Origin of the sequence: Kitasatospora sp. NPDC051853 (genome assembly GCF_044452665.1) — a bacterium.
In the GTDB taxonomy this organism is placed as follows: domain Bacteria; phylum Actinomycetota; class Actinomycetes; order Streptomycetales; family Streptomycetaceae; genus Kitasatospora.
Map to the genome: position 1 here is coordinate 224,839 of NZ_JBITBY010000015.1, position 23,030 is coordinate 247,868.

Below are 23,030 nucleotides of genomic sequence, written 5' to 3' on the forward strand. Positions count from 1 at the left end.
GAGCAGCTGAGGTGACCACGTGACCAAGCAGACCCCGATGAACCAGCTCCCCTACCCGGAGCCCAGCGACATCGCCGACATCCCGCTGCACCTCCAGGCGCTGGCCGTGGCGGCCGACTCCCGGATGGTGATGCGCTTCGACAACGCCACCGCCCGCGACGCCGCCGTGGTCCAGCCGGTGGCCGGCATGATCGCCTGGCTCAAGTCGCCCGGCATCCACACGATCTACAGCGGCACCGGCTGGGCGCAGGACCACTCCCTGAACCCGCCCCGCCTGATCACCAAGCAGAGCGCGGACCAGTCGCTGCCCAACGGCGGCGTCCTCTACCTGAACTGGGCCGCCAGCCCGACCACCGACAGCCACGGCGGCTTCGACCCCGCCCAGCCGACCCGCTACACCCCCAAGGTGGCCGGCCACTACCTGGTCACCGCCCAGGTGTCGTTCGGTCTCAACAGCAACGGCGGCCGGGTGATCAACCTGATCAAGAACGGCGACGGCGCGCAGAACTTCGGCCAGGTCGCGGCCGCGGCGATCGCGGGCACCGCGTACTACACCACACTCTGCGCCACCGGCATGACCTACTTCAACGGCACCACCGACTACTACGAGGTGCAGGTGGCGCAGAACTCCGGCGCCACCCTCACCACCGTGGGCGGCAGCACCATCACCCGTGCCCTGCGGGTCTTCTGACCCACTGTCACCACCTGCACCACCACCGAGCCCTGCCCCGGCCGCACCACGGCCGGGGCAGGGCTCTCTCCGTTTCCCACCAGGAGGCACCCCATGACCGACTCCACCCGCCGCGCCCTGCGCACCACCCTGCAGACCGTCCTCGGCCTGCTCGCCGCCCTCCCCCTGCTGGTCGACAGCGGCACCCTCCCCGCCACCCTCCCCGGCCTCGCGGTCGCGGTCGGCGTCTCCACCACCCTCACCCGGCTGATGGCCCTGCCCGGCGTCGAGCGGCTGCTGCCCTCCTGGCTGCACCGCGCGCCCGGCCAGGAGCCCGACGAGACGGGCGAGTGAACCCCGGCTCCACGGGGATGACCTCGCTGGACACCCTCGCCGTCTGGTGCGGCTCGCTGGTCGCGATCGCCGCCGCCACCGGCATGCTCTGGCGGCTCGGCCGGGTCGTGCGCCAAATCGCGCATAGAGTCGAGGAGTTCAGTGAAGACTGGCAGGGTACCGAGCCCCGCCCCGGCGTCCCCGGCCGAGAGGGAGTGATGGCCCGGCTCGACGGCATCGAGCAGCGGCTCACCGCCGTGGAGCACGAGCTCCGCCCCAACAGCGGCTCGTCGATGCGCGACGCCATCGACCGCGTCGACCGCCGCACCCTGCGCATCGCACCTGATGCGGACAGTTGAACCCAGTAGCAGGCAAGGGGGACTGACATGCAGTTCGTGCCGCGCGCCCAGTGGGGCGCAGCCCAGCCCCGTACGGACCTCCGCACCGTCGGAGGCACCCAGGGCGTCAAGATCCACTACGAGGGGACCGCCGTCCCCGCCGACCTCGCCGGCGCCGACCAGCACTCCCGCTGCGCCGCCCGGGTCCGCGCCATCCAGGCCGGCCACCTCGCCAACCACGCCGAGGGCTACGTCGACATCGCCTATACCGCCGTGGTCTGCCCGCACGGCTCCGTCTTCGAGGGCCGGGGCGCCCACCGCCAGACGGCCGCCAACGGCAACGGTGCGCTCAACCGCGGCCACTACGCGGTCTGCGCGATGCTCGGCGACTCCGGGCTGACCGAGCCGACGGAGGCGATGCTGACCGGCCTGCGCGACGCCGTCGACTGGCTCCGGCGTGACGGCGGCGCCGGCCCCGAGATCCGCGGTCACCGCGACGGCTACGCCACCAGCTGCCCCGGCGAACCGCTCTACGCCTGGGTCCGCCAGGGCGCGCCCCGCCCGGCGGGCCGGCCCGAGCAGCAGCAGCCCGCGCGGGACCAGGAGCAGCAGCAGGAGCAGCGGCCTCAGCAGCAGGGTCCGGCCTGGCCGGGGGAGTACCTGAGCCTGCGCTCCCCGATGCTGCACAGCGAGGCGGTCCGGGTCTGGCAGCAGCGGATGCGTGAGCGCGGCTGGCAGATCGACGTGGACGGCTGGTACGGCCCGGCCTCCGCCGCCGTGGCCCGCAAGTTCCAGTCCGAGAAGGGCCTTCAGGCCGACGGAGTGGTCGGCCCGGCCACCTGGTCGGCAGCCTGGAACGCGCCGGTCAGCTGACGCGCCGTCGGGAGGGGTCGGAACGTTACGTCCCGACCCCTCCCGCAAACACGTTCCACCGCCTACGCTCACGCCTCAACATCCACGTACCGGCCGGTAGCCGGGGGCAGCGAGGTCGGCGATGGCGGAGCAGCGGGTGTTCGGTCTGCGACAAGCCCGGGCGGCGGTGGCGGGGAGCTTCCTGTTGCAGGGGACGACCTTCGCGCTGCTGGTCACCTGCATACCGGAGATCCAGAGCCGGTACGGGCTGAGCGACGGGCTGCTGCCGGTCTTCCTGGCGGCGGTGCCGGTGCTGGCCGGGGTGGGGTCGGTGGCCTCGGAGGCGGTGGTCGGGCGGAGCAGTGCCAGGGCGGTGCTGCGGGTGGTGCAGCCGGCCGTCTGCCTGAGTCTGGCGGCCGTCGGGCTGGGCCGTGAGCTGTGGCAACTCGCCCTCGCGCTGGGCCTGTTCGGCCTGCTGGTCGGGGCGCTGGACGCCAGTATGAACATGCTCGGGGTCGGGCTGCAGCGCCGCTACGGCCGGAGCATCATGATCGGCTTCCACGCCGCCTTCAGCCTCGGCGGCATCCTCGGCGCGGTGATCGCCGGCCTCGGCGCGCACTACGACGCCTCGCTCGCCGTCCTGTTCGGCGGCGCCGCCGCCGTGCTCGTCCCGCTCGCCCTGCTGACCGGCACCCGCTTCCCCGGCCGGGCCGAACTCGGTGACGCCGTACGGGAGGCGGCCGCGGCCGCCGCGTCCCGGATCCCCTGGCGCCCGCTGCTGCCGCTCTGCGCGGTGATGGCCTTCGCCTACATCGCCGACGCCTCCGTCTCCAACTACAGCGTCAAGTACCTGACCGACGTGCTCGGCAGCCCGGACGACCTGGCCAAGCTCAGCTACCTCGGCTACATGGTGGCGATGCTGCTCGGCCGTGCCCTGGGGGACCGCGCGGTGGAGCGCTGGGGCGCGGTGGCGGTGGTCCGGGCGGGGGCGGTGCTCTCCGCCCTCGGCTTCGCGCTGGCCGCCGCCGCACCGGGGCGGTGGGCCGGGATCGCCGCCTTCACCGTGCTCGGCCTCGGCATCTGCGCGATCATCCCGCAGGTCTTCGCGGCCGGCGGCAAGAGGTTCCCCGAGCACGCGGACGCCGCCGTGGCCCGGCTCAACCTGTTCAACTACGTGGGATTCCTCGTCGGTTCGCCCCTGGTCGGCGCGCTCGCCGGAGCGGGCTCGTTCCGTCTGGCGCTGCTCGCGCCGCTGGTCCTGGTGCTGGCGGTGGCCCCGATGGGCCGGTTCTTCGCCGCCCCCGTCAGCACGCCGGTGGCCCCGGAGGCCGCGCCCGCCCGATAACGTAAGGCCCATGAACGCACGGCCCGGGCCCGAGGACAGCTGCGGCCTCCACCTGTACTGGGACGAGGGCGTCACCGCCTACGACTTCGGCCCCGGCCACCCGATGGACCCGGCCCGGCTGGCGCTCACCATGCGGCTGGTCGAGGCGCTCGGGCTGGACACCGCCCCCGGGGTGACGGTCCGTTCGGCGCCGCCGGCCGGGGAGTCCACACTGCGGCTGGTGCACACCGCCGAGTACCTGGACGCCGTCCGCCGGATCGCCGCCGAGCCGGACCGCAGCGACCCGGCGCACGGCCTCGGCACCGACGACAACTGGGCCTTCGCCGCCCAGCACACCGCCTCCGCCCTGATCGCCGGTCAGTCGGTGGCCGGGGCGGAGAGCGTCTGGCGCGGCCCGGCCCGGCACGCCGTCAACTTCGCGGGCGGCCTGCACCACGCGATGCCCGACCGGGCGGCCGGCTTCTGCGTCTACAACGACCCCGCGCTCGCGGTGGCCCGGCTGCTGGAGCTCGGCGCCGAGCGGGTCGCCTACGTGGACGTGGACGTGCACCACGGCGACGGCGTCCAGCAGGCCTTCTGGGACGACCCCCGGGTGCTCACCGTCTCGCTGCACGAGAGCCCGGCCACCCTCTTCCCGCAGACCGGCTGGTCCACCGAGACCGGCGGGCCGAACGCCCCCGGCACCGCCGCCAACCTGCCGCTCCCGGCCGGGACGGGCGACGCCGGCTGGCTGCGGGCCTTCCACGCCTTCGTGCCCGAGCTGCTGGCGGCCTTCCGCCCGCAGGTGATCGTCAGTCAGCACGGCGCCGACACCCACCTGGAGGACCCGCTGGCCCACCTCGCGGTCAGCCTGGACGCCCAGCGGCTGGTCGCCGGGGCGCTCCACGACCTGGCCCACCGGCACGCGGACGGCCGCTGGCTGGCCCTCGGCGGCGGCGGGTACGCGGTGGTCGACGTGGTCCCCGCCGCCTGGACCCACCTGGTCGCCACCGCCACCGGCCACCCGCTCGACCCGGCCACCGAGGTCCCGGCCGCCTGGCGCGACCAGGCCCTGAAGCTCACCGGCCGACCCGGCCCGGCCCGGATGACCGACGGGGCCCGCCTCGACTGGCGCGACTTCGACGACGGCTACGACCCCGGTGACCGCCTCGACCAGGCCGTCCTGGCCGCCCGCCGCGCGGTCTTCCCGCACCACGGGCTGCTCCCGTGACGGACCGGAACGCGCCGATCGGCCGCCACGAGCTCACCGCCCACCTGCTCAAGCACCGGCTGGCCGGCCCCGAGATCCCGACGAGCCGTCAGAACAACCTGCGCCACTACCGGTTGTTCGCCCAGGCCGACCCCAAGGCGCTGATGGGGCTGGACCCGGAGTGCCGCCGGGACGAGGAGGCCGTGCTCGCCCTGATGGTGGAGAAGGTCGGCGTGCGGCCGGAGGCGTCGTACACCGAGGGCCCGGACGTGATCGACCCGGCCAGGACGGTGGCGGCCCTGGACCGGCTGGCCGCGCTGCTGGCGGCCACCGCCCGCCGCCGCGGCACGGTGCTGGCGGGCACCGGGCACCCGGCCAAGCTGACCGCCTTCCACGCCGCCCTGGCCCGCGCGCTGGAGCGGGCCGGCTGCACCCTGCGCACGCCCGCGCTGGGTACGCGCTTCCGCGAGCCCACCCCCTCCGGCACCCGGAACTGCCGGCTGGACGCCGTCGGCCCGGTGCTGGTGGTCCGCTCGGCGGAGAGCTCCGCCGAGCTGCTGCACACCCACTCCCCGCTGCCCGTCCGGCTGGCCCTGACCGCGCTCGCCGAGGCCGGCGAACCCCTTCCCGACCTGGTGCTGGGCGACCACGGCTGGCTCTGCGGGGCCGGCCGGCTCGGCATCCCGGCGGGCGGGATCGCCGACTGCAACGACGTGGCGCCGTTCGCCGCGGAGGCCGAGGGCACCGTCTCCGTCGCCGTTCCGGTGGACGACGGGGCGCAGCCCGACTGCTACAGAGCGCTGAGCGACTACGTACTGCAACGGGCGGACCTCGCACCGTACTCGGAGTGAGTTCCTCCCTCTTCCCACTGGTACCACCCTTAACTACTCTGGGGATACACGTGTGTCGGTGGAGTCACCGGAGGGGAAGCCGGTGCCTTGCACACGGGACAAGGGTCGGGTGAAGTCCATGAGTTCCGGAGAACGCCCTTTGCAGGAGGTCGTCTTCCTGACGGTGGCCGAGGTCGCCTCGGTCATGCGGGTCTCGAAGATGACGGTGTACCGTCTCGTGCACAGCGGAGAGCTGCCCGCGATCCGGGTCGGCCGCTCCTTCCGGGTCCCCGAACAGGCCGTGCACGAGTACCTGAGGGAGTCCTACGTGCGGCTGGAAAGCGCCTGATCGCCGCCTGGTCACCGCCTCGGCGGGGCAGGATTACGGCTTATCCGGCGTGGACGGTAGGCTAGGCCCTCCGTCAGTCGTATGGACTCCGTCTCTCACGGACGAGAGTCTCAGTGAGCGAGGGTAGTTCCGTGGGCTCTGTCATCAAGAAGCGTCGCAAGCGTATGGCCAAGAAGAAGCACCGCAAGCTTCTGAAGCGCACTCGCGTGCAGCGTCGCAACAAGAAGTAACACCCCACGGTCGCGCCCTGGCGCGCCTGGGTGTGAGACCGCCCGTCCCGGCTCCGGCCGGGGCGGGCGTTCGTCGTTCCCGGCCCCGGGTTTCCGGCCGCGCGCCCGGTTTCCGGTACGGTGCCGGGAGGGCGTTCGAGAGGGGTGCGGCAGACGTGGGGAAGACCGTGCTGGTCACCGGCGTGGCCCGGCACCTGGGCGCGCGGTTCGCGGCCCGGCTGGCCGCCCGGCCCGGGATCGACCGGGTGGTCGGGCTGGACAGCGGGGAGCCCTGGGGCGGGATGGCCGCCGACGGGGTCGAGTACGTCCGGGCCGAGCTGCGCCGCCCGGCGGTGGCCCGGGTGCTGGCCGAGTACGCCGTGGACACCGTGGTGCACCTGGACGTCAGCGCCGGCACCGGCAGCCGGGCGGCGGCCAAGGAGAACAACGTCATCGGCACCATGCAGCTGCTGGGTGCCTGTCAGAAGGCCCCCGGCCTGCGCCGGCTGGTCGTCAAGTCCACCACCGCCGTCTACGGCTCCGCCCCGCGCGACCCCGCGGTCTTCGGCGAGCGGATGCAGCCCAGGGCGCTGCCCCGGGACGGCTTCGGCAAGGACGCCACCGAGGTCGAGGGGTACGTCCGCGGCTTCGCCCGGCGCCGCGCCGACGTGGCCGTCACCGTGCTGCGCTTCGCCAACATCGTCGGCCCGGCGGGGGACACCCCGCTGAGCGACTACTTCGCGCTGCCGGTGCTGCCCACCGTGCTGGGCCGGGACCCGAGGCTCCAGTTCGTGCACGAGGACGACGCGGTGGACATCCTGCACCGGGCCGCCACCGAGCAGGCCCGCCCGGGCACCTACAACGTGGCGGGGGAGGGCGTGCTGCTGCTCTCCCAGTGCGCCCGCCGGCTCGGCCGGCCGACCGTGCCGCTGCTCGGGCCCGCGCTCGGGCTGGTGGCCGGGGCGGCCCGCTGGACCGGCCTGGCCGACATCTCGCCGGAGCAGGTCCAGCTGCTCAGCCACGGCCGGGTGGTGAGCACCGGTCAGCTCCGGGAGACCTTCGGCTGGGAGCCCGCCCGCTCCACCCCGGACGCCTTCGCCGACTTCGCCGCCGCGCAGGCGGGCGGGCTGCTGCCGCCCGCCCGGCTGGCCGCCGCCACCGACCGCCTGGCGGAGCTGCTGACCCGTCAGACCCCGACCAGGAGCTGAGCGATGACCGCCGCGAACCAGCCCGTGCCCGACGGCGCCAAGGTGATCCCGATCGAGTCCGCGCCCAGCTGGCAGCCGGAGGCGCCGGCCCCCGCGCTGGCCGACCGGATCGCGGACGCCGTCGGCGGCGCGCTGGCCGGGCCGCTCGGCGCGGCCGCCACCCGGGCGCTGGGCAAGGGCTGGGAGCAGCGGGCCGCCGACGGGCTGGCCTTCCTGCGCCGCCGGGTCACCGGGGACTACGAGGTGGACGAGTTCGGCTTCGACCGGGAGCTCACCGAGGAGGTGCTGCTCTCGATGCTCCGCCCGCTGGCGGAGAAGTACTTCCGGATCGAGGTCCGGGGGATCGAGAACATCCCGGCCGAGGGCGGGGCGCTGATCGTCGCCAACCACTCCGGGACGATCCCGCTGGACGCGCTGATGACCCAGATCGTCATCCACGACCACCACCCGCAGCGGCGGCACCTGCGGATGCTGGCGGCCGACCTGGTCTTCGTGCTGCCGGTGGTCGGCGAGCTGGCCCGCAAGGCCGGGCACACCCTGGCCTGCGCGGAGGACGCCCAGGCGCTGCTGGAGCGCGGCGAGGTGGTCGGGGTCTGGCCGGAGGGCTTCAAGGGGATCGGCAAGCCGTTCAGCGAGCGGTACAAGCTGCAGCGCTTCGGCCGGGGCGGCTTCGTGGCCTCGGCGCTGCGGGCGGGGGTGCCGATCGTGCCCTGCTCGATCGTCGGGGCCGAGGAGACGTACCCGATGATCGGCAACGCCCGGACGCTGGCCCGCGCGCTCGGCCTGCCGTACCTGCCGATCACCCCGACCTTCCCCTGGCTGGGGCCGCTGGGGGCCGTCCCGCTGCCGACCAAGTGGACCATCCAGTTCGGCGAGCCGATCGCCACCGACGGGCACCCGCCGGAGGCGGCGGAGGACCCGATGCTGGTCTTCGACCTCACCGACCAGGTGCGGGAGACCATCCAGCACACCCTGTACAAGCTGCTGGTGCAGCGCCGCTCGGTCTTCTTCTAGGGAGCCGAGGAGGGGCGTGGGGCACGAAGCCCCACGCCCCTCCTGCCTGACGGCGGATCAGCCGAGCGAGATCTCCGGGAGCAGACCGGGGATCAGGGACGGGATGCGCAGCTCCTGCTGGGGCTGCTCGGCGGGTGCCGCGCCGTCCACCGGGGCGGCGGCCTCGGGCTGCCGGTCGGCCGGGCCCGCGGACGGGCTGCCGGCACTGCTGCCGGTGACCCCGCCGAGCGGGCCGGTGCCGGTCCCGGTGAGCGGGGCGGGCAGCAGCTTGTCCAGCAGGTTGGGCGAGGGCTTGGCGTTCGGCGAGGAACCGCCCTGCCCGGTGGCCGGGTTGGCCGGGCTCTGGACCTTGGGCTGCCCGCCGGTGGAGCTGCCGGTGCCGCTCTTCGGCTGCTGCTCGGCCGGGGCCGCGGACTGGCCGCCGGAGGTGCCGGTGGAGCTGCCGCTGCTGTCGCCGGGGGCCTGGGCCCCCTTGCCCTTGGCCTTCTCCTGACCGGTGGCCGGGGCCAGCCGGAGCGGTGCCACGTCCTCGGTCATCTCGTCGAAGAGGTGGTTCACCTTGCTGGCCTGGGTGGTCAGCTGGCTCGGCAGCTGACCCTGGACGGAGGCCCAGCGGCCGTCCTCGACCGAGGCGAAGTCGGCCAGCCGGCGCATCGGGTCGAGCGAGCCGTTGCTCCGGTAGACCGAGCGGAGCAGCTCCCGGCCGCGCAGCGCCTCGGCGTGCATGTCGTCCAGTGCGCGGCGGACCTGCTCGACCGTGTGCGGGCTGAGCGAGGTGCCGGTGTCGGACCGGTCGAGCAGGCCCTGGGCCTCCTCCAGCCGGGTGGACGCCTGGTCCAGCAGCAGGGCGCCGACCTCGGAGTCGGAGCCCGCCCAGCTCAGCCGGAGGTCTTCCAGGCCGCGCTTCATGCCGTAGAGGGTGTCGCCCGGAAGGGCGTTGGAGCTGGCTGCCGCCGCTCCGGCGAAACTGCCCACCGCGACGGCGCCGACCAGGCCGCCGATCGCCAGCCGCCGGCCCCAGCGCCGCCGGGCCCCTGCGCGGATCGCCCGGTGGCGCCGCTGCTGGGGCACCCGCACCGCGGGCGGGGCCACCCACTCCCGCTCGAACGCGGCCATCAGCTGGGCGCGTTGGAGCGCCCTGGCCTCACCGCCCAGCTCCGGACCGGGCAGCGCGCCGAGTGCGTCCGCCATTCCCAGCAGCTCCGCCATCGCGGTGGAGCCGGTGGGCCTGCCGCCGTCCGATCTCAAGTCCCCCTGGTGGGGCTCCGCGTGGTGGGCCTCCAGCGCCTCGGCGAAGGCCCTCGCCCGCCGGTGCTCCAGCATGTTTGCCGTCACGGGCCACACCTCCCTTCGTCGTTGTCGACTCCCCGGCCTGCCGGACGGTTGCCACGGCGGGCCAAAACCACTCCATCGGGTGAGCGTGGCCGATCCTGCTTGACCAACGGCCCGGCGGGGGCTTGCACGCTGGCCAACGAGCGGTGAGTGGAGTCGGTTACGCACGACCCCCCGTCGGCGTTAAGCAGAGCATGTGACCGCTCCTTCACCCGACCGGGCGGACGGGGCAGGCGGTCTGACGAGCCGTCAGGCGGCCCGCCGGTCCCCGTCACCGGGCGTCGGGCGGCAGCAGCCGGGCCAGGGTGCGTACCGCGCGGTACTGGAGCGTCTTGATGGCGCCCTCGTTCTTGCCCATGATGCGGGCCGTCTCCGCGACCGAGAGCCCCTGCAGGAAGCGGAGGGTGACGCACTCCTGCTGCTGCGGGTTGAGCCGCCGGACGGCCTCCAGCAGGGCCGCGTTGGAGAGCGACTCCAGCACCGACTCCTCGGGGCTGCGCTCGCACTCGTTGGAGTCCAGCATCTCGCCGGTGGTGACCTCCAGCCGGAACCGGCTGGACTTGAAGTGGTCCGCCACCAGGTTCCGCGCGATGGTCACCAGCCAGGCGCCGAAGTCCCGTCCCTGCCAGGTGAAGGTGCCGATCCGGCGCAGCGCGCGCAGGAAGGTCTCGCTGGTCAGGTCCTCGGCCGTGGCCCGCCCGCCGACCCGGTAGTAGATGTACCGGTAGACGGTGTCGGCGTAGTGGTCGTACAGGCGGCCGAACGCCTCGCTCTCCCCGTTCTGGGCCCGCTCCACCAACTCCATGATCGGGTTGTGCTCGGACTCCAGGCCGGGGGCGGGCGCGGTTCTGGCCCGGCCGCGGCTGCCGACCACGCCCCGGCTGCGGGTCGGGGTCGAGCCGGTGGTGGTGGAGCGCAGCGCGACGCCCGGGCCGGCCGCCAACGGGACGCCCGCCAGGGCGGGTTGCGGCAGGTACAGCTCGAACTCGCGGATCGCGGAGCGCAGTCGTGCCAGGTGGGTACCGCGCAGGGTGAGGGGCGACGGGCGGGAGGAGGCAGGCGCGTCGTTCCGGACGGGTGGGTACACGGGACTCCCAGAGGCAGAACTGTGGACGGGTCACCTCCGCCTGTGCGGAGAGCACGCGCCCTGATCCCCCGTCACGGGTGACGTGTGGGTGGCGTGCATCCAGGAGAGAATAACGCTTTGTGCAATGACAGCTACACCCTGTGGCCGAAGTGGTCGTTTGAGATCCGCTTGGCGTGCATATGCGGCTGGAACTGACCGAAGCTGTCACGGGGCGTCTGGCTCAAAGTGACCGGGCGTGCGCGTCCGGTGACAGATTCCGGAGTGGGGCGGCTGGTTTCCCGGGTTCCGGGCCCGGCAACCCCAGACTTTCCCGAGTCGCCGAACGATCGCTTCCGGTCACGGCCGAGCGGGTTCGGAACACCCCCGGCGGGGGCCGGAGTTCGCCCGGACGTGTGAGGACGACCGGTGGGTTCCCGGCGCGTCACCCTGACGGGTGGTCAGGCGGCGTGCTGGCGACGCCGGATGGCGACCGTGGCGGCCGCCGCCCCGGCCAGCACGCCGAGCCCGGCGGCGGCCGGCAGGCCGACCCGGGCCGCCTTGCGGCCGGTCCGGAAGTCCCGCACCCGCCAGCCGTTGGCCCGGGCGTGGCGGCGCAGCACGGCGTCCGGGTTCACCACGTACGGGTGGCCGACCAGGCCGAGCATCGGGATGTCGTTGGCTGAGTCGCTGAAGGCGGCGCAGCGGTCCAGGTCGAGCCGCTCGCGGCGGGCCAGCGCGCGGACCGCGGCCGCCTTGGCCTCCCCGTGCAGCAGGCCGCCGACCAGCCGCCCGGTGTAGACGCCGTCCACCGCCTCGGCCACGGTGCCGAGCGCGCCGGTCATGCCGAGCTGCCGGGCGATGATCCGGGCCACCTCCTGCGGGGCGGCGGTGACCAGCCAGACCCGCTGGCCGGCGTCCAGGTGCAGCTGGACCAGGGCTCGGGTGCCGGGCCAGATCTTCCGCGAGATGACGTCCTCGAAGACCTCCTCGCAGATCTCCTCCAGCTCGGTGGTCCGCTTCCCGGCCACCAGGCCGAGCGCCTTGTCCTTGGCGTCCGCCATGTGCGCCGGGTCCTCGGCGCCGTGCAGCCGGAACCAGGCCTGCTGCCAGGCGAAGCGGGCCATGTCCCGCCGGGTGAAGAACCGCCGCCGGTACAGGCCGATGCCGAGGTAGAAGATGGCCGCGCCGCGCAGGATGGTGTTGTCGCAGTCGAAGAAGGCGGCGGCCCGCGGGTCGTCCTGGGCCGGCTGGTGGTCCCCCTCGGGGGCCTGGGTCCGCGCCGCGTCGGCGGCGGCCTCGCCGGCCAGCACCGACTGCTCGTCCGGTGCCTGCCGTACCCGCGTGAGCCTTCTCAGGGCGACCATGCCACCGAGCATAGCCAGCCGCCGGGACTCTCCTCGTGACCAGCGCCTTCAGGGAGGGTGAACGGAGGCCCACCGGTGGACGCGGTGGCGGGCCCGGCGGCCGGTGCGGCAGCGGGCAGAATGGGGCGGGTGAGCCCACTGCTGCGACGCGACACCTCGAAGAAGCCGGCCGAGCGGACCGTGACCCTGATCGGGAAGCCCGGCTGCCACCTCTGCGACGACGCCCGGGAGGTGATCGTCCGGGTCACCGGGGAGCTGGGCAGCTCCTTCGAGGAGCGGGACATCACCCAGGACGAGGAGCTGTACCGCACGTACTGGGAGCAGATCCCGGTGACCCTGATCGACGGGAAGCAGCACGACTTCTGGCGGGTCGACGAGCGCAGGCTGCGGGCGGCCCTGGGCGGCTGAGGCCGACCGGCGAGCGGCGCCGGCACCCCCTCCGATCGGCGGGGGTGCTTCTCCGAATCGTTGCCTCGGAGATGAGGATCGGCTTAGGAAACACCCGTTGGTCGGCTTACGATCTAACACGTTTCTGTCCGCCGGGGGCTGGATGACGGAGGAGGGCTCCCATGCTCCCCGGTCGACAACTGCCGCCCCGGCGGGGCGGGTTCGCCGTGGTCGACGTCGAGGCCACCGGCCGCAGCCCTTGGCGGCACCGGATGGTCGAGGTCGGCGTGGTGCTGCTGGACGGTCAACTCCGCCCGGAGGGCGAGTTCTCCACCCTGATAGACCCGGTCGGGCCGGTCGGCCCGACCCATGTGCACCACATCACCCAGGACGACGTGGTCGGCGCCCCGCGCTTCCGCGAACTGGCCCCGCTGCTGCTCGACCTGCTCGGCGGCCGGGTGCTGGTCGGACACCACGTCAGCTGCGACCGGGCCTTCCTGGAGCGGGAGTTCGCCCGCATCGGGGTGCCGCTGCCCGCCGTCCCCGCGCTCTGCACCCTGCGCCTGGCCCGGGCCCACCTGCCCGGGGCGGGCGGCTACGGACTGGCCGCCTGCGTGGAGACGGCCGGCCTCGGCTGGTACCCCGCGCACACCGCGCTCGGTGACGCCCGGGCCACCGCCGACCTGCTCCGCCACCTGGCCGCCCGGGCGGAGTGGCAGGCCCCGCTGCACGAGGCCGCCGGACTTCCCTGGCCCCGGCTGGGCACCGCACCCTCCCGCCGCCGCACCGGTGAACTGCCGGTGGTCCGCCGCGAGGCCGTGCTCGGCCCCTGGCCGCAGGGGGTGGAGGTGCCGACGGTGCTGACCGCCCGGTCCACCGCCCCGCTGCCCACCGCTCCGCCGTCCGCCGCGCCCCCGGCCGGGCCCTCCGTGTCCGGCGTACGGCGGTGACGGTCCGCCGCCGTCCGGTACGGTGCGACCTGACGCAGTCCGCCGTCGGCTCCCCGAGCTGTCGCCGGCGCGTGATGCGCGTCACTGTGGGCGGACAAAACGGACACCATCTTTGTGCACACGTTCACAAACGCATAGCCTGGCTGCCAAAGCCCAGCTTCACCCACAGGAGCACCGTGGCAATCGGCCGATCCACCCAGAGCACCTCGCAGACGCCCGAACCGGGCGCCGCGCGCCGACCCTCGCGTGCCCGGGGCATCCCGGAGGCGACCGTCGCCCGTCTCCCCCTCTACCTGCGGGCCCTGACCGCGCTCTCCGAGCGCTCGGTCCCCACCGTCTCATCCGAGGAACTGGCCACCGCGGCCGGGGTCAACTCGGCGAAGCTCCGCAAGGACTTCTCCTACCTCGGCTCCTACGGCACCCGGGGCGTCGGCTACGACGTCGAGTACCTCGTCTACCAGATCTCCCGCGAGCTGGGCCTGACCCAGGACTGGCCCGTGGTCATCGTCGGCATCGGCAACCTCGGCCACGCGCTCGCCAACTACGGCGGCTTCGCCTCCCGCGGGTTCCGGGTCGCCGCCCTGCTGGACGCCGACCCGGCCGTGGTCGGTTCCACCGCGGCCGGCCTGCCGGTCCGTCACATGGACGAGCTGGAGTCCATCGTGGAGAGCCAGCACGTCTCGATCGGCGTGATCACCACCCCGCCCGGCGCCGCCCAGCAGGTCTGCGACCGGCTGGTGGAGGCCGGCGTGACCAGCATCCTGAACTTCGCCCCGACCGTGCTGACCGTCCCGGACGGCGTGGACGTGCGCAAGGTGGACCTCTCCATAGAGCTCCAGATCCTCGCCTTCCACGAGCAGCGCAAGGCCGGCGAGGAGCCCGGGCAGGGCGACTCGGTGCTCGACCGGGCCCCCGGTCCGGTCCGGGCCGCCGCCGCCAAGCTGCGCCGGGCCGCCGGAGGCGGCACCGCCAAGGCCGAGCCGGCCAAGGGCAAGCCCGCCAAGGCCGGCGAGGGCGACCTCTCGGCGGTGATGCCCGCATGAGCATCCGTCGCATCCGCGTCACCGAGGGGCGGGCATGAGTCTTCTCGTCGTCGGGCTGAGCCACCGCAGCGCGCCCGTCACCATGCTGGAGCGCGCCGCGCTCACCGGCCAGACCCCGGCCCGTCTGCTGCACGACGCCGCCGCCGCCCCGGCGGTGGCCGAGGCCGCGCTGGTCAACACCTGCAACCGGATCGAGCTCTACGCCGACGTGGACAAGTTCCACGCGGGCGTCGCCGAGCTCTCCCTGCTGCTCGCCCACCACAGCGGCGTCGACCTCGAAGAGCTCACCTCGCACCTCTACGTCCACTACGAGGACCGCGCGGTGCACCACATCTTCTCGGTCGCCTGCGGCCTGGACTCGATGGTGGTCGGTGAGGGGCAGATCCTCGGCCAGCTGCGCGACGCGCTGGCCCGGGCCCAGGAGGAGCACACCGCCGGGCGCGGGCTGAACGAGCTGTTCCAGCAGGCCCTGCGGGTCGGCAAGCGCGCCCACAGCGAGACCGGCATCGACAAGGCCGGGCAGTCGCTGGTCACCTTCGGCCTGGAGCAGGTCGCCGCCGGGGCCGGCGAGATCGCCGGCAAGCGCGCCCTGGTGGTCGGCGCCGGCTCGATGAGCTCGCTGGCCGCCGCCACCCTGGTCCGGGCCGGGGTCTCCGACCTGCTGATCGCCAACCGCACCGCCGAGCGCGCCGAGCGGCTGGCCGCCAACCTCGGCGCCCGCACCGTCGACTTCGCCAAGGTCCGCGAGGCACTGGCCGACGTCGACCTGGTGATCTCCTGCACCGGCGCGGCCGGCGTGGTGATCACCGCCGAGGACGTGGCCGCCGCCACCGCCCTGCGCACCGGCGAGGGCCCGCTGGCCTTCCTCGACCTGGCCATGCCGCGCGACGTGGACCACGACGTGCACGGCCTGGCCGGCGCCCTGCTGGTCGACCTGGAGAGCCTCTCCCAGGCCCACGCCGCCACCCCCGGCGCCGGGGACGTGGACGCGGTGGCCGGCATCGTCTCCGACGAGGTCGACTCCTTCGCCGCCGCCCAGCGCGCGGCCCGGATCGCCCCCACCGTGGTGGCGCTCCGTCAGATGGCCTCCGAGGTCGTGCTGAGCGAGCTCGGCCGCCTCAACTCGCGGATGCCCGACCTGGACGAGCGCACCCGCGCCGAGGTCTCGCAGACCGTCAAGCGGGTGGTCGACAAGCTGCTCCACGCCCCCACCGTCCGGGTCAAGCAGCTCGCCGCCGAGCCCGGCGGCGCCGGGTACGCGGACGCGCTGCGCGAACTCTTCGACCTGGACCCGGCGGCGGTCCAGGCGGTGGCCGGCACCCCGGCCGGCGCCCGCCCCAAGCCGCCCGCCCAGGCCGGACCGCCGGCCCCGACCGACGCCGGACACGCGGGGGCCCCTCGATGAACCACAGGCCTCGATGAACCACCAGCCAGCCCACGAGCATGACCGGGACGATCACCTCATGAATGGTCAACTGACCGGCGGCGGACAGCCGCTGCGCCTCGGCACCCGCCGCAGCGCCCTCGCCATGACCCAGTCGGGCATGGTCGCCCGCGAGGTCGAGCGGGTCACCGGCCGACCGGTCGAGCTGGTCGAGATCACCACCTACGGGGACACCTCCCGGGAGGCGCTGGCCCAGATCGGCGGCACCGGCGTCTTCGTCTCCGCACTGCGCGACGCGCTGCTGGAGGGCCGGATCGACCTGGCCGTGCACTCCCTCAAGGACCTCCCCACCGCCGCCCCCGAGGGTCTCTTCCTGGCCGCCGTCCCCGCGCGCGAGGACAGCCGGGACGCCCTGGTGGCCCGCGACGGCCTGGCCCTGACCGAGCTGGTCGAGAAGCTGGCCGGCTCCGGGCACACCGTCCGGATCGGCACCGGCTCCCCGCGCCGGATGGCCCAGCTCAACGCCTGGGCCCGCGAACTCGGCGCCTCCGTCGAGACGGTGGCCATCCGCGGCAACGTGGACACCCGGATCACCAAGGTCACCTCCGGCGAGCTGGACGCGGTGGTGCTCGCCACCGCCGGGCTCAACCGGCTCGGCCGCTCGGCCGAGATCACCGAGCACCTGGACCCCGGGCTGATGCTCCCGGCCCCCGGCCAGGGCGCCCTGGCCGTCGAGTGCGCCGACCCCGCGCTGGCCGCCGTGCTGCGCGGGCTCGACCACACCCCGACCCGAGCCGCCGTCGCCGCCGAGCGGGCCCTGCTGGCCCGCCTGGAGGCCGGCTGCTCCGCCCCGGTGGCCGCCCTGGCCACCTGGCAGGGCACCGAACTGCGGCTGGAGGGCGTGGTCGGCACCGTCGACGGCGCCACCCTGCTGAAGATGACCGCCAACGGTCCGCTCACCCCCGACGAGACCGCCGAGCGGCAGGCGGTGGCCCTCGGCCACGCGCTCGCCGAGCGGCTGCTCGAAGCGGGCGCGGCCAACCTGATGGGGGAGCGAGCCCGATGAGCGCCGCCGCCAACCTCGCCCACAACCCGGCCGCCCCGGCGGGCCGTTGCACCTTCCTGGGAGCGGGGCCGGGTGACCCGGGCCTGCTCACCCTGCGGGCGGTGGACGTCCTGGCCTCCGCCGACGTGCTGATCGCCGACCCGCTCACCGCCGCCGCCGTGCGCACCCACTGCCCGGTCGGCGTCGTGGTGCACAGCACCGTCGGCGAGGACTGTCCGGACGTGGCCGCCGTGGTCGCCGAGGCGGTCCGGGCCGGCAAGCACGTGGTCCGCACCGTCGACGGCGACCCGGGCCTGGACGGCTGCGCCGCCGAGGAGATGCTCGGCTGCGCCAACGCCGAGATCCCGTTCGAGGTGATCCCCGGCGTCGCCCAGTCGGTCGGCGTCCCCGCCTACGCGGGCGTCCCGCTGCGCGGCAGCCAGGGCGCCGACGTCCGTTTCGTCGACGCGGCCGGCCTGCTGGCCGGCGGCACCATCGACCTCGGCGTCCCGGAGACCACCCTGGTGGTCCGCACCACGCTGGGCCAACTCCCGGCCACCGCCCAGGCCCTGGTGGCCAACGGCCGCAAGCCGGACTCCCCGCTCTCGGCCACGCTGTCCGGCACCACCACCCGGCAGCGCACCTTCACCGCCACCCTGGCCACCATCGCGGCCGACCTCAAGGCGGCCCGGGTGCTGCCCTCCCCGGTCTCCGCCCCGGTGGACCCGAGCACCTCGGTGATAGCCGTGGTGGGCGAGCAGGTCGCCCACCGCTCCTCGCACTCGTGGTTCGAGACCAAGCCGCTGTTCGGCTGGAACGTCCTCGTCCCGCGCACCAAGGAGCAGGCGCACGGCCTCTCCGACCAGCTCCGCTCCTACGGCGCGGTCCCGCAGGAGGTCCCGACCATCGCGGTCGAGCCCCCGCGCACCCCGCAGCAGATGGAGCGCGCCATCAAGGGCCTGGTGACGGGCCGCTACGAGTGGATCGCCTTCACCTCGGTGAACGCGGTGCGCGCCGTCCGGGAGAAGTTCGAGGAGTACGGCCTCGACGCCCGCGCCTTCGCCGGCATCAAGGTCGCCGCGGTCGGCGAGACCACCGCCCAGGCCCTGGTCGACTTCGGCGTGAAGCCCGACCTGGTGCCGAGCGGCGAGCAGTCCGCGGCCGGCCTGCTGGAGGACTGGCCGCCCTACGACCCGGTCTTCGACCCGATCGACCGCGTCCTGCTGCCGCGCGCCGACATCGCCACCGAGACCCTGGTGGCCGGCCTGGTCGAACTCGGCTGGGAGGTCGACGACGTGACGGCCTACCGGACGGTCCGCGCCTCCCCGCCGCCGGCCGAGACCCGCGAGGCGATCAAGGGCGGCGGGTTCGACGCGGTGCTCTTCACCTCCTCGTCGACCGTGCGGAACCTGGTCGGCATCGCCGGCAAGCCGCACAACGTCACGGTGATCGCCTGCATCGGCCCGGCCACCGCCAAGACCGCCGAGGAGCACGGCCTGCGGGTCGACGTGATGGCTCCGGCCCCGTCGGCCGCCGCGCTGGCGCAGGCGCTGGCAGACTTCGGGGCGAACCGCCGCGACGCCGCCGTCGCGGCCGGCGAGCCGGTCTACCGCCCCAGCGAGCGCCGCCCCGGCTCCCGCCGCAAGGCCGCCCGCTAGGTAGTGGTTACACCAGGGGCGCGAGGAACTGCGCGAAGGGGAACGGCAGCACGTGCAACTGGCTGATGGAGCTTCAGTCGCAGGTGAGTGGCCTTCCGGCTCGCGCAGTTCCTCGCGCCCCTGGGTGGTGCAACTCAATCGTCGTTCGGAGTGATCCCGTGTCTGCTGAGTTCCCGTACGTCCGCCCGCGCCGTCTGCGGCAGAGCCCCGCGATGCGGCGGCTGGTCGCGGAGACCAGGCTGCACCCGGCCGAGCTGATCCTGCCCGCGTTCGTGCGGGAGGGGATCACCGAGCCGCGGCCGATCGGCTCGATGCCCGGCGTGCTGCAGCACACCCGGGAGACGCTGAAGAAGGCCGCCGCCGAGGCGGTGGAGGCGGGCGTCGGCGGGATCATGCTGTTCGGCGTGCCGCTGGTGCAGGACGCGACCGGCAGCGAGGGGACCAACCCGGACGGGATCCTGCAGCAGGCGATCCGGGACGTGGTGGCCGAGGTCGGTGACGACCTGGTGGTGATGTCGGACCTGTGCCTGGACGAGTTCACCGACCACGGGCACTGCGGGGTGCTGGCCGAGGACGGCAGCGTGGACAACGACGCCACCCTGAAGCGGTACGAGGAGATGGCCCTGGTGCAGGCCGAGGCCGGGGTCCACCTGGTCGGCCCGTCCGGGATGATGGACGGTCAGATCGGCGTGATCCGCAGGGCCCTGGACGCCAACGGCTACCAGTCCACCGGCATCCTGGCCTACACCGCCAAGTACGCCTCGGCGTTCTACGGCCCGTTCCGCGAGGCGGTCGGCTCCTCGCTCAAGGGGGACCGGAAGACCTACCAGCAGGACCCGGCCAACGCCCGGGAGTCGCTGCGCGAGCTGGAGCAGGACGTCGCCGAGGGCGCCGACCTGGTGATGGTGAAGCCGGCCATGGCGTACCTGGACGTGCTGCGGCAGATCGCGGACGCCTCCCCGGTGCCGGTGGCGGCGTACCAGGTCTCCGGCGAGTACTCGATGATCGAGGCGGCCGCGGCCAACGGCTGGGTGGACCGCGAGCGGCTGATTCTGGAGACGCTCACCTCGATCCGCCGGGCGGGGGCCGGGCAGATCCTCACCTACTGGGCCACCGAGGCGGCCCGCCTCGTGAAGTAGCCCGCCTCCTGGAGCAGCCCGCACGCACGCCAAGGGCGCGGCACCCGGTCCCGGGTGCCGCGCCCTCGTGCTGACGTGGTGTCAGTGGATCTCGGCGTGGGCCTCGCCGCCACCGGCGGCCCAGTCGTCGCCGGCCACGAACCACTCCTCGAAGCAGGCCACGATGTGGCTGGTCTCGGCGTGGCCCCACTGCTCGGCGGCCAGGAACGGCTCGCTGGCGGTGGCGGCGAACTGGCCGCCGCCGTGGGCCTCGACGTGCGCGTAGGCGGGGGCCGAGATGCCGGCCAGGGCCAGGGTGGCGACCGCGGTGAGCGCGGCCTTGCCCAGGATGCTCTTCATGGTTTCCCTCTCTGCGTGACAGCAGTGTGACTACACGTGATCACAGATCCGGGCGGCCGCGGCGCAGCACGCGCCAGGGCCGCCCGCCGGCCACCCGAAGGAACCGCACTCCAACGAGTGGCCGCGTTCGCGGGGCAACGAGAACCGCCGGGCCCGGGGAGAGAGTCCCCCGAACCCGGCGGTCGGCCTTACCCGGTTGATCAGCCGATCAGGTGGCTGACGCCACCGTCGCCCGAGCCCTGGGTGGCGGGGCCGACGTTGCAGGTCTGCTTCGGCTCGTTGTTGAGGACGTCCGCCTCGATCGGCACCGCGACACCGATGACGGCGACGGCGATGTTGTGGACCTCCGGCAGGCAGAGGTTCGGGTTGTCGAGGGTGTGGAAGTTCGGGGAGTGGTCGCCGTGGGTGCCGGTCGCGTTGGTGCCACCGTTGCCGGAGACGCCGACGGCCGAACCGTCAGCGTCGCCGATCGCCATGGCGGGGGCGGCGGTCATGGCCAGGCCGGCGGTGGCAACGCCGACAGCGGCGAGGGCCTTCTTGATCATTGTTCTATTCCTTTTCGGGCTTGATGGGTGTGGTGGAGCGGGTGGTACTGGTCGGCCCCTGGTATCCGGGGCCGGGCCGGCGAGAGGTCAGCCGACCAGGTGCGAGACGCCGCCGTCGCCGCTGCCCTGGGTGCCGGGGCCGACCACGCAGGTCTGCTTCGGCTGGTTGCTCAGGGCGTCGACCTCGACCGGCACCGCGACGCCCAGAACGCCGACCGCGATGTTGTGCACCTCGGGCAGGCAGATGTTCGGGTTGTCGAGCACGTGGAAGTTCGGGCTGTGGTCGCCCCAGGTCCCCGTGGCGTTGGTGCCGCCGTGGCCGGAGAGGCCGGCCGCCGAGCCGTCCGCGTTGCCGATCGCGGAGGCCGGGACGGTACCGGCGGCCATGGCGGCGGCGGCCAGGCCGACTGCCGCGAAAGTCTTCTGGAGCATGGTGGAGATACCTCTCTTGATGAATCACCATCGGTTGCCGGCCCGTCCGGGGGGATTGCCTCCGACCGCCGTCCTGGCTGCGACAACGGGATCAAAGAACGAGCGGCGGGAAAGTTACGCGGAATCTCGGGGATTCACCGACGGTCTGTCAAGATCCTCTGTGTCCGGTCGGATTATTAGGCCGAACCGGTTAAGGCTCGCTATCCCGTTCCCGGATTGCTCGTTGAAGGGATTGATTTCCCAGGCCGGCCGAAAAGGCCGATGGGCCCTTCATATGACAGAACGGTGAATAGCATGAAGCTCTCCAAGCGCGCGGCCGGCGCACTGCTGCTGGCGGTCGGCTCCGGTGTGCTCACGGGCCAGGCGGCGGCGGTGGCGGCTCCCGGCCACACCGAGCCGATGACGGCCGGTCAGGTCGCGGCGATGGAAGACCAGTTGGCCACCGAGGAGGTCCCCTTCACCATTCCGCTGGAGACGGTGAGCGAGCACCTGCCGATCTTCCCCGGGGACGGCCACATCTCCGGCGGGGTGCCCACCTCGCTGGTGATGCCGCCGAAGCCGGACGAGGCGCCGGGCGGCCAGCTGATCCCCGAGCGGGTCGTGCCGGGGGTCGAGGTCGGCCGGGTCGGGCCCCGCCTCCAGGCCGCGCTGCCGCTGCCCACCGCGGACCGCTCCACCGACCTGGGCGACGTGGCGCTGGACGCCCCGGCCGCCCCGCTGAACGCGCAGGGCCCGGACCTGACGCTCGGTCACCCCTTCGAGTGGGCCCAGGGCAACGCGGCCACCCCGGTGGACGACGTGCTGAGCGCCGGTGAGCTGGACCCGCAGCTGGTCACCAACCCGGTGCAGGCCATCCCGGGGGCCAAGGCCACCCTGGGCAAGGGCGACGAGAAGCTCTCGGTCAGCGACTCGCTCTCCGACCTGACCGGCACCACCGCCGGCACCGTCCGCGAGGTGCTCGCACAGGGCTGACCCGCCCCCTGCGAAGGAGCCCGGCACGCGGACGCCCCCCGGTACGCGAACGAGCCCTGCGCGCGAAGGAGCCCGGCACCCCCGAGGTGCCGGGCTCCTTCGCGCGCAGGGCTCGTTCGCGGCCGTTCAGCCGGGCAGCTGGTCGATCACCCCGCCGATCAGGGGCAGGTCCTTGGTGCCGCCGCCCTGGCTCAGCGGCTGGGTGAGCGGGGCGGTGCCGACCGGGGCCAGACCGTTGTCGGGCTCCAGCGAGAGTCCGTTGTTCAGCAGGTCGGCGGAGGAGCCGGCCCACGGGTCGAGGCGGAGCGTCTTGGCGGGGCTGATGCCGTGGCCGAGGCCGCCGGTGGCGGCCTCCAGGCCGGCGGCGGCGTCGATCGGCTGCAGGCCGCCCACCGGCGGGGTGAGCCCGGCGGCGGCCGCGGGGGAGGACATCAGGAAGCCGGCCGCGAGCAGGCCGACGGCGGCGGCGGGGAGGTGCCTGGAGAGCATGGGGGTTCGACTCCTGGGGGTGGCTGGTGGCAGTTCATGCCCGGGACGGCGCGAAGCCCCCCGATCGGCGGACCGGGGGGCTGCACGCGCACGGGGTACCGCTGGTCACCTGGAGGGTGATCAGCAGTCCTCCTCGGGCATCGGCGGGGCGTCAACGTTGGCGCAGGAGTTGCCGAAGGCCGGGTTCAGCAGGCCGATCACGTTCACGGAGTTGCCGCACACGTTGACCGGGATGTGCACCGGAACCTGGATGGAGTTGCCGGAGCCGACGCCGGGGGAACCGGCGGTGACGCCCTCGGCGGAGGCACCGGCGACGGCGGTGCCGGCACCCGCGGCGACGATGCCGACGACGGCACCCGCGACGGCGGCGGCCTTCTTGACGTTCTGCATGGGTCGATCTCCTCGATCAGGGAAGGGCGCGGTGGGGCCCCCCCCCCCCCCCCGGGGGCCCCCGGGGGGGGGGGGGGGGGGGGGGGGGGGGGCGGCCCCCCGCGGGGGGGGGGGGGGGAGGGGCGGGGGGCCGGGGGGGGCCCGGCGCGCCCCCCCCC

The 23,030-nt window shown here is 74.0% G+C and carries 27 protein-coding genes; 19 read left to right on the forward strand and 8 right to left on the reverse strand.

Going from position 1 to position 23,030, the window contains the following annotated elements; translation table 11 throughout:
* Positions 1–19: 19 nt before the first annotated feature.
* The 11 genes from ACIA8O_RS35025 to ACIA8O_RS35075 all read left to right on the forward strand — a co-directional run bounded on the left by ACIA8O_RS35025 (position 20) and on the right by ACIA8O_RS35075 (position 8,337).
* Positions 20–691 carry a hypothetical protein gene (locus ACIA8O_RS35025; protein WP_396298072.1) on the forward strand — a complete coding sequence of 224 codons (672 nt, stop codon included), beginning with the start codon at positions 20–22 and terminating at the stop codon, positions 689–691.
* Positions 692–784: 93 nt separating this feature from the next.
* Entirely contained in the window at positions 785–1,024 is a 240-nt protein-coding gene (locus ACIA8O_RS35030) for a hypothetical protein (protein ID WP_396298073.1), read from the forward strand.
* Positions 1,021–1,362, forward strand: a complete 342-nt coding sequence (locus tag ACIA8O_RS35035) for a hypothetical protein (RefSeq protein WP_396298074.1) — start codon at positions 1,021–1,023, stop codon at positions 1,360–1,362. The genes ACIA8O_RS35030 and ACIA8O_RS35035 overlap by 4 nt, the downstream gene beginning before the upstream one ends.
* A gap of 27 nt (positions 1,363–1,389) precedes the next feature.
* Positions 1,390–2,214, forward strand: coding sequence for an N-acetylmuramoyl-L-alanine amidase (locus tag ACIA8O_RS35040; RefSeq protein ID WP_396298075.1), 825 nt, complete (start codon positions 1,390–1,392; stop codon positions 2,212–2,214).
* A 121-nt stretch (positions 2,215–2,335) separates the two neighbouring features.
* Positions 2,336–3,538 carry an MFS transporter gene (locus ACIA8O_RS35045; protein ID WP_396298076.1) on the forward strand — a complete coding sequence of 401 codons (1,203 nt, stop codon included), beginning with the start codon at positions 2,336–2,338 and terminating at the stop codon, positions 3,536–3,538.
* A gap of 10 nt (positions 3,539–3,548) precedes the next feature.
* A complete protein-coding gene (locus ACIA8O_RS35050) occupies positions 3,549–4,748 on the forward strand; it encodes an acetoin utilization protein AcuC (RefSeq protein WP_396298077.1) in 1,200 nt (399 codons plus the stop codon).
* Positions 4,745–5,578, forward strand: a complete 834-nt coding sequence (locus ACIA8O_RS35055) for a phosphatase (protein ID WP_396298078.1) — start codon at positions 4,745–4,747, stop codon at positions 5,576–5,578. Before ACIA8O_RS35050 ends, ACIA8O_RS35055 begins: the two co-directional genes overlap by 4 nt.
* Before the next feature lie 118 nt (positions 5,579–5,696).
* Positions 5,697–5,906, forward strand: coding sequence for a helix-turn-helix domain-containing protein (locus ACIA8O_RS35060; RefSeq protein WP_057231645.1), 210 nt, complete (start codon positions 5,697–5,699; stop codon positions 5,904–5,906).
* Positions 5,907–6,037: 131 nt separating this feature from the next.
* The gene (locus ACIA8O_RS35065) at positions 6,038–6,136 is read left to right on the forward strand and encodes a 30S ribosomal protein bS22 (protein ID WP_003948845.1); all 99 of its coding nucleotides are present in this window, start codon (positions 6,038–6,040) and stop codon (positions 6,134–6,136) included.
* 155 nt (positions 6,137–6,291) lie between these two features.
* Positions 6,292–7,323: an NAD-dependent epimerase/dehydratase family protein gene (locus tag ACIA8O_RS35070; protein ID WP_396298079.1), complete on the forward strand. Its 1,032-nt coding sequence runs from the start codon at positions 6,292–6,294 to the stop codon at positions 7,321–7,323.
* Positions 7,324–7,326: 3 nt separating this feature from the next.
* Positions 7,327–8,337 (forward strand): lysophospholipid acyltransferase family protein, encoded by a 1,011-nt coding sequence (locus ACIA8O_RS35075; protein WP_396298080.1) that lies wholly within the window; start codon positions 7,327–7,329, stop codon positions 8,335–8,337.
* Positions 8,338–8,394: 57 nt separating this feature from the next.
* Here ACIA8O_RS35075 and ACIA8O_RS35080 read toward each other — a convergent pair whose 3' ends face one another.
* The 3 genes from ACIA8O_RS35080 to ACIA8O_RS35090 form a co-directional block, all read right to left on the reverse strand.
* Positions 8,395–9,672: a DUF5667 domain-containing protein gene (locus ACIA8O_RS35080; RefSeq protein ID WP_396298081.1), complete on the reverse strand. Its 1,278-nt coding sequence runs from the start codon at positions 9,670–9,672 to the stop codon at positions 8,395–8,397.
* A gap of 268 nt (positions 9,673–9,940) precedes the next feature.
* The gene (locus ACIA8O_RS35085; RefSeq protein ID WP_396298082.1) at positions 9,941–10,756 is read right to left on the reverse strand and encodes an ECF subfamily RNA polymerase sigma factor, BldN family; all 816 of its coding nucleotides are present in this window, start codon (positions 10,754–10,756) and stop codon (positions 9,941–9,943) included.
* Positions 10,757–11,193: 437 nt separating this feature from the next.
* Positions 11,194–12,099, reverse strand: coding sequence for an HAD family hydrolase (locus tag ACIA8O_RS35090; protein WP_396298083.1), 906 nt, complete (start codon positions 12,097–12,099; stop codon positions 11,194–11,196).
* 120 nt (positions 12,100–12,219) lie between these two features.
* Between ACIA8O_RS35090 and ACIA8O_RS35095 the strand changes: the two genes are divergently transcribed.
* The 7 genes from ACIA8O_RS35095 (at position 12,220) to hemB (ending at position 19,705) form a co-directional block, all read left to right on the forward strand.
* Positions 12,220–12,507, forward strand: a complete 288-nt coding sequence (locus tag ACIA8O_RS35095; RefSeq protein ID WP_396298099.1) for a glutaredoxin family protein — start codon at positions 12,220–12,222, stop codon at positions 12,505–12,507.
* Between the two features lie 161 nt (positions 12,508–12,668).
* The gene (locus ACIA8O_RS35100; RefSeq protein ID WP_396298084.1) at positions 12,669–13,436 is read left to right on the forward strand and encodes an exonuclease domain-containing protein; all 768 of its coding nucleotides are present in this window, start codon (positions 12,669–12,671) and stop codon (positions 13,434–13,436) included.
* 176 nt (positions 13,437–13,612) lie between these two features.
* Positions 13,613–14,479 carry a redox-sensing transcriptional repressor Rex gene (locus ACIA8O_RS35105; RefSeq protein ID WP_396298085.1) on the forward strand — a complete coding sequence of 289 codons (867 nt, stop codon included), beginning with the start codon at positions 13,613–13,615 and terminating at the stop codon, positions 14,477–14,479.
* 34 nt (positions 14,480–14,513) lie between these two features.
* Positions 14,514–15,884, forward strand: coding sequence for a glutamyl-tRNA reductase (locus ACIA8O_RS35110; protein ID WP_396298086.1), 1,371 nt, complete (start codon positions 14,514–14,516; stop codon positions 15,882–15,884).
* A 58-nt stretch (positions 15,885–15,942) separates the two neighbouring features.
* The gene (gene hemC / locus ACIA8O_RS35115) at positions 15,943–16,929 is read left to right on the forward strand and encodes a hydroxymethylbilane synthase (RefSeq protein ID WP_396298087.1); all 987 of its coding nucleotides are present in this window, start codon (positions 15,943–15,945) and stop codon (positions 16,927–16,929) included.
* On the forward strand, positions 16,926–18,566 hold the full coding sequence (locus tag ACIA8O_RS35120; protein WP_396298088.1) for a uroporphyrinogen-III synthase: 1,641 nt from the start codon (positions 16,926–16,928) through the stop codon (positions 18,564–18,566). The genes hemC and ACIA8O_RS35120 overlap by 4 nt, the downstream gene beginning before the upstream one ends.
* 158 nt (positions 18,567–18,724) lie before the next feature.
* Complete coding sequence (hemB, locus tag ACIA8O_RS35125; protein ID WP_396298089.1) at positions 18,725–19,705, forward strand: porphobilinogen synthase; 981 nt, start codon at positions 18,725–18,727, stop codon at positions 19,703–19,705.
* An 81-nt stretch (positions 19,706–19,786) separates the two neighbouring features.
* Here the strand turns inward: hemB and ACIA8O_RS35130 are convergent, their stop codons facing one another.
* From ACIA8O_RS35130 to ACIA8O_RS35140, 3 genes are all read right to left on the reverse strand, one after another.
* Positions 19,787–20,044: a hypothetical protein gene (locus ACIA8O_RS35130; protein ID WP_396298090.1), complete on the reverse strand. Its 258-nt coding sequence runs from the start codon at positions 20,042–20,044 to the stop codon at positions 19,787–19,789.
* Between the two features lie 200 nt (positions 20,045–20,244).
* Complete coding sequence (locus ACIA8O_RS35135; RefSeq protein WP_345289275.1) at positions 20,245–20,589, reverse strand: rodlet layer protein; 345 nt, start codon at positions 20,587–20,589, stop codon at positions 20,245–20,247.
* An 87-nt stretch (positions 20,590–20,676) separates the two neighbouring features.
* The gene (locus ACIA8O_RS35140) at positions 20,677–21,021 is read right to left on the reverse strand and encodes a rodlet layer protein (RefSeq protein WP_396298091.1); all 345 of its coding nucleotides are present in this window, start codon (positions 21,019–21,021) and stop codon (positions 20,677–20,679) included.
* A 294-nt stretch (positions 21,022–21,315) separates the two neighbouring features.
* Between ACIA8O_RS35140 and ACIA8O_RS35145 the strand changes: the two genes are divergently transcribed.
* The gene (locus ACIA8O_RS35145; RefSeq protein WP_396298092.1) at positions 21,316–21,993 is read left to right on the forward strand and encodes a hypothetical protein; all 678 of its coding nucleotides are present in this window, start codon (positions 21,316–21,318) and stop codon (positions 21,991–21,993) included.
* Positions 21,994–22,119: 126 nt separating this feature from the next.
* Here ACIA8O_RS35145 and ACIA8O_RS35150 read toward each other — a convergent pair whose 3' ends face one another.
* Both ACIA8O_RS35150 and ACIA8O_RS35155 read right to left on the reverse strand, forming a co-directional pair.
* Entirely contained in the window at positions 22,120–22,482 is a 363-nt protein-coding gene (locus tag ACIA8O_RS35150; protein WP_396298093.1) for a hypothetical protein, read from the reverse strand.
* 120 nt (positions 22,483–22,602) lie between these two features.
* On the reverse strand, positions 22,603–22,872 hold the full coding sequence (locus ACIA8O_RS35155; protein ID WP_396298094.1) for a chaplin: 270 nt from the start codon (positions 22,870–22,872) through the stop codon (positions 22,603–22,605).
* Between the last annotated feature and the right edge of the window lie 158 nt (positions 22,873–23,030).

What these genes read in the sequence shown, in the direction of transcription:
- ACIA8O_RS35120 (WP_396298088.1), top strand. Translation starts at nt 16,926, where the DNA reads ATGAGCGCCGCCGCCAACCTCGCCCACAACCCGGCCGCCCCGGCGGGC.
- ACIA8O_RS35075 (WP_396298080.1), top strand. Translation starts at nt 7,327, where the DNA reads ATGACCGCCGCGAACCAGCCCGTGCCCGACGGCGCCAAGGTGATCCCG.
- ACIA8O_RS35155 (WP_396298094.1), bottom strand. Translation starts at nt 22,872, where the DNA reads ATGCAGAACGTCAAGAAGGCCGCCGCCGTCGCGGGTGCCGTCGTCGGC.
- ACIA8O_RS35095 (WP_396298099.1), top strand. Translation starts at nt 12,220, where the DNA reads ATGGGGCGGGTGAGCCCACTGCTGCGACGCGACACCTCGAAGAAGCCG.
- ACIA8O_RS35130 (WP_396298090.1), bottom strand. Translation starts at nt 20,044, where the DNA reads ATGAAGAGCATCCTGGGCAAGGCCGCGCTCACCGCGGTCGCCACCCTG.
- ACIA8O_RS35060 (WP_057231645.1), top strand. Translation starts at nt 5,697, where the DNA reads ATGAGTTCCGGAGAACGCCCTTTGCAGGAGGTCGTCTTCCTGACGGTG.
- ACIA8O_RS35100 (WP_396298084.1), top strand. Translation starts at nt 12,669, where the DNA reads ATGCTCCCCGGTCGACAACTGCCGCCCCGGCGGGGCGGGTTCGCCGTG.
- ACIA8O_RS35145 (WP_396298092.1), top strand. Translation starts at nt 21,316, where the DNA reads ATGAAGCTCTCCAAGCGCGCGGCCGGCGCACTGCTGCTGGCGGTCGGC.
- ACIA8O_RS35135 (WP_345289275.1), bottom strand. Translation starts at nt 20,589, where the DNA reads ATGATCAAGAAGGCCCTCGCCGCTGTCGGCGTTGCCACCGCCGGCCTG.
- ACIA8O_RS35150 (WP_396298093.1), bottom strand. Translation starts at nt 22,482, where the DNA reads ATGCTCTCCAGGCACCTCCCCGCCGCCGCCGTCGGCCTGCTCGCGGCC.
- ACIA8O_RS35040 (WP_396298075.1), top strand. Translation starts at nt 1,390, where the DNA reads ATGCAGTTCGTGCCGCGCGCCCAGTGGGGCGCAGCCCAGCCCCGTACG.
- ACIA8O_RS35030 (WP_396298073.1), top strand. Translation starts at nt 785, where the DNA reads ATGACCGACTCCACCCGCCGCGCCCTGCGCACCACCCTGCAGACCGTC.
- ACIA8O_RS35045 (WP_396298076.1), top strand. Translation starts at nt 2,336, where the DNA reads ATGGCGGAGCAGCGGGTGTTCGGTCTGCGACAAGCCCGGGCGGCGGTG.
- ACIA8O_RS35110 (WP_396298086.1), top strand. Translation starts at nt 14,514, where the DNA reads ATGAGTCTTCTCGTCGTCGGGCTGAGCCACCGCAGCGCGCCCGTCACC.
- hemC (WP_396298087.1), top strand. Translation starts at nt 15,943, where the DNA reads ATGAATGGTCAACTGACCGGCGGCGGACAGCCGCTGCGCCTCGGCACC.
- ACIA8O_RS35090 (WP_396298083.1), bottom strand. Translation starts at nt 12,099, where the DNA reads ATGGTCGCCCTGAGAAGGCTCACGCGGGTACGGCAGGCACCGGACGAG.
- ACIA8O_RS35050 (WP_396298077.1), top strand. Translation starts at nt 3,549, where the DNA reads ATGAACGCACGGCCCGGGCCCGAGGACAGCTGCGGCCTCCACCTGTAC.
- ACIA8O_RS35140 (WP_396298091.1), bottom strand. Translation starts at nt 21,021, where the DNA reads ATGCTCCAGAAGACTTTCGCGGCAGTCGGCCTGGCCGCCGCCGCCATG.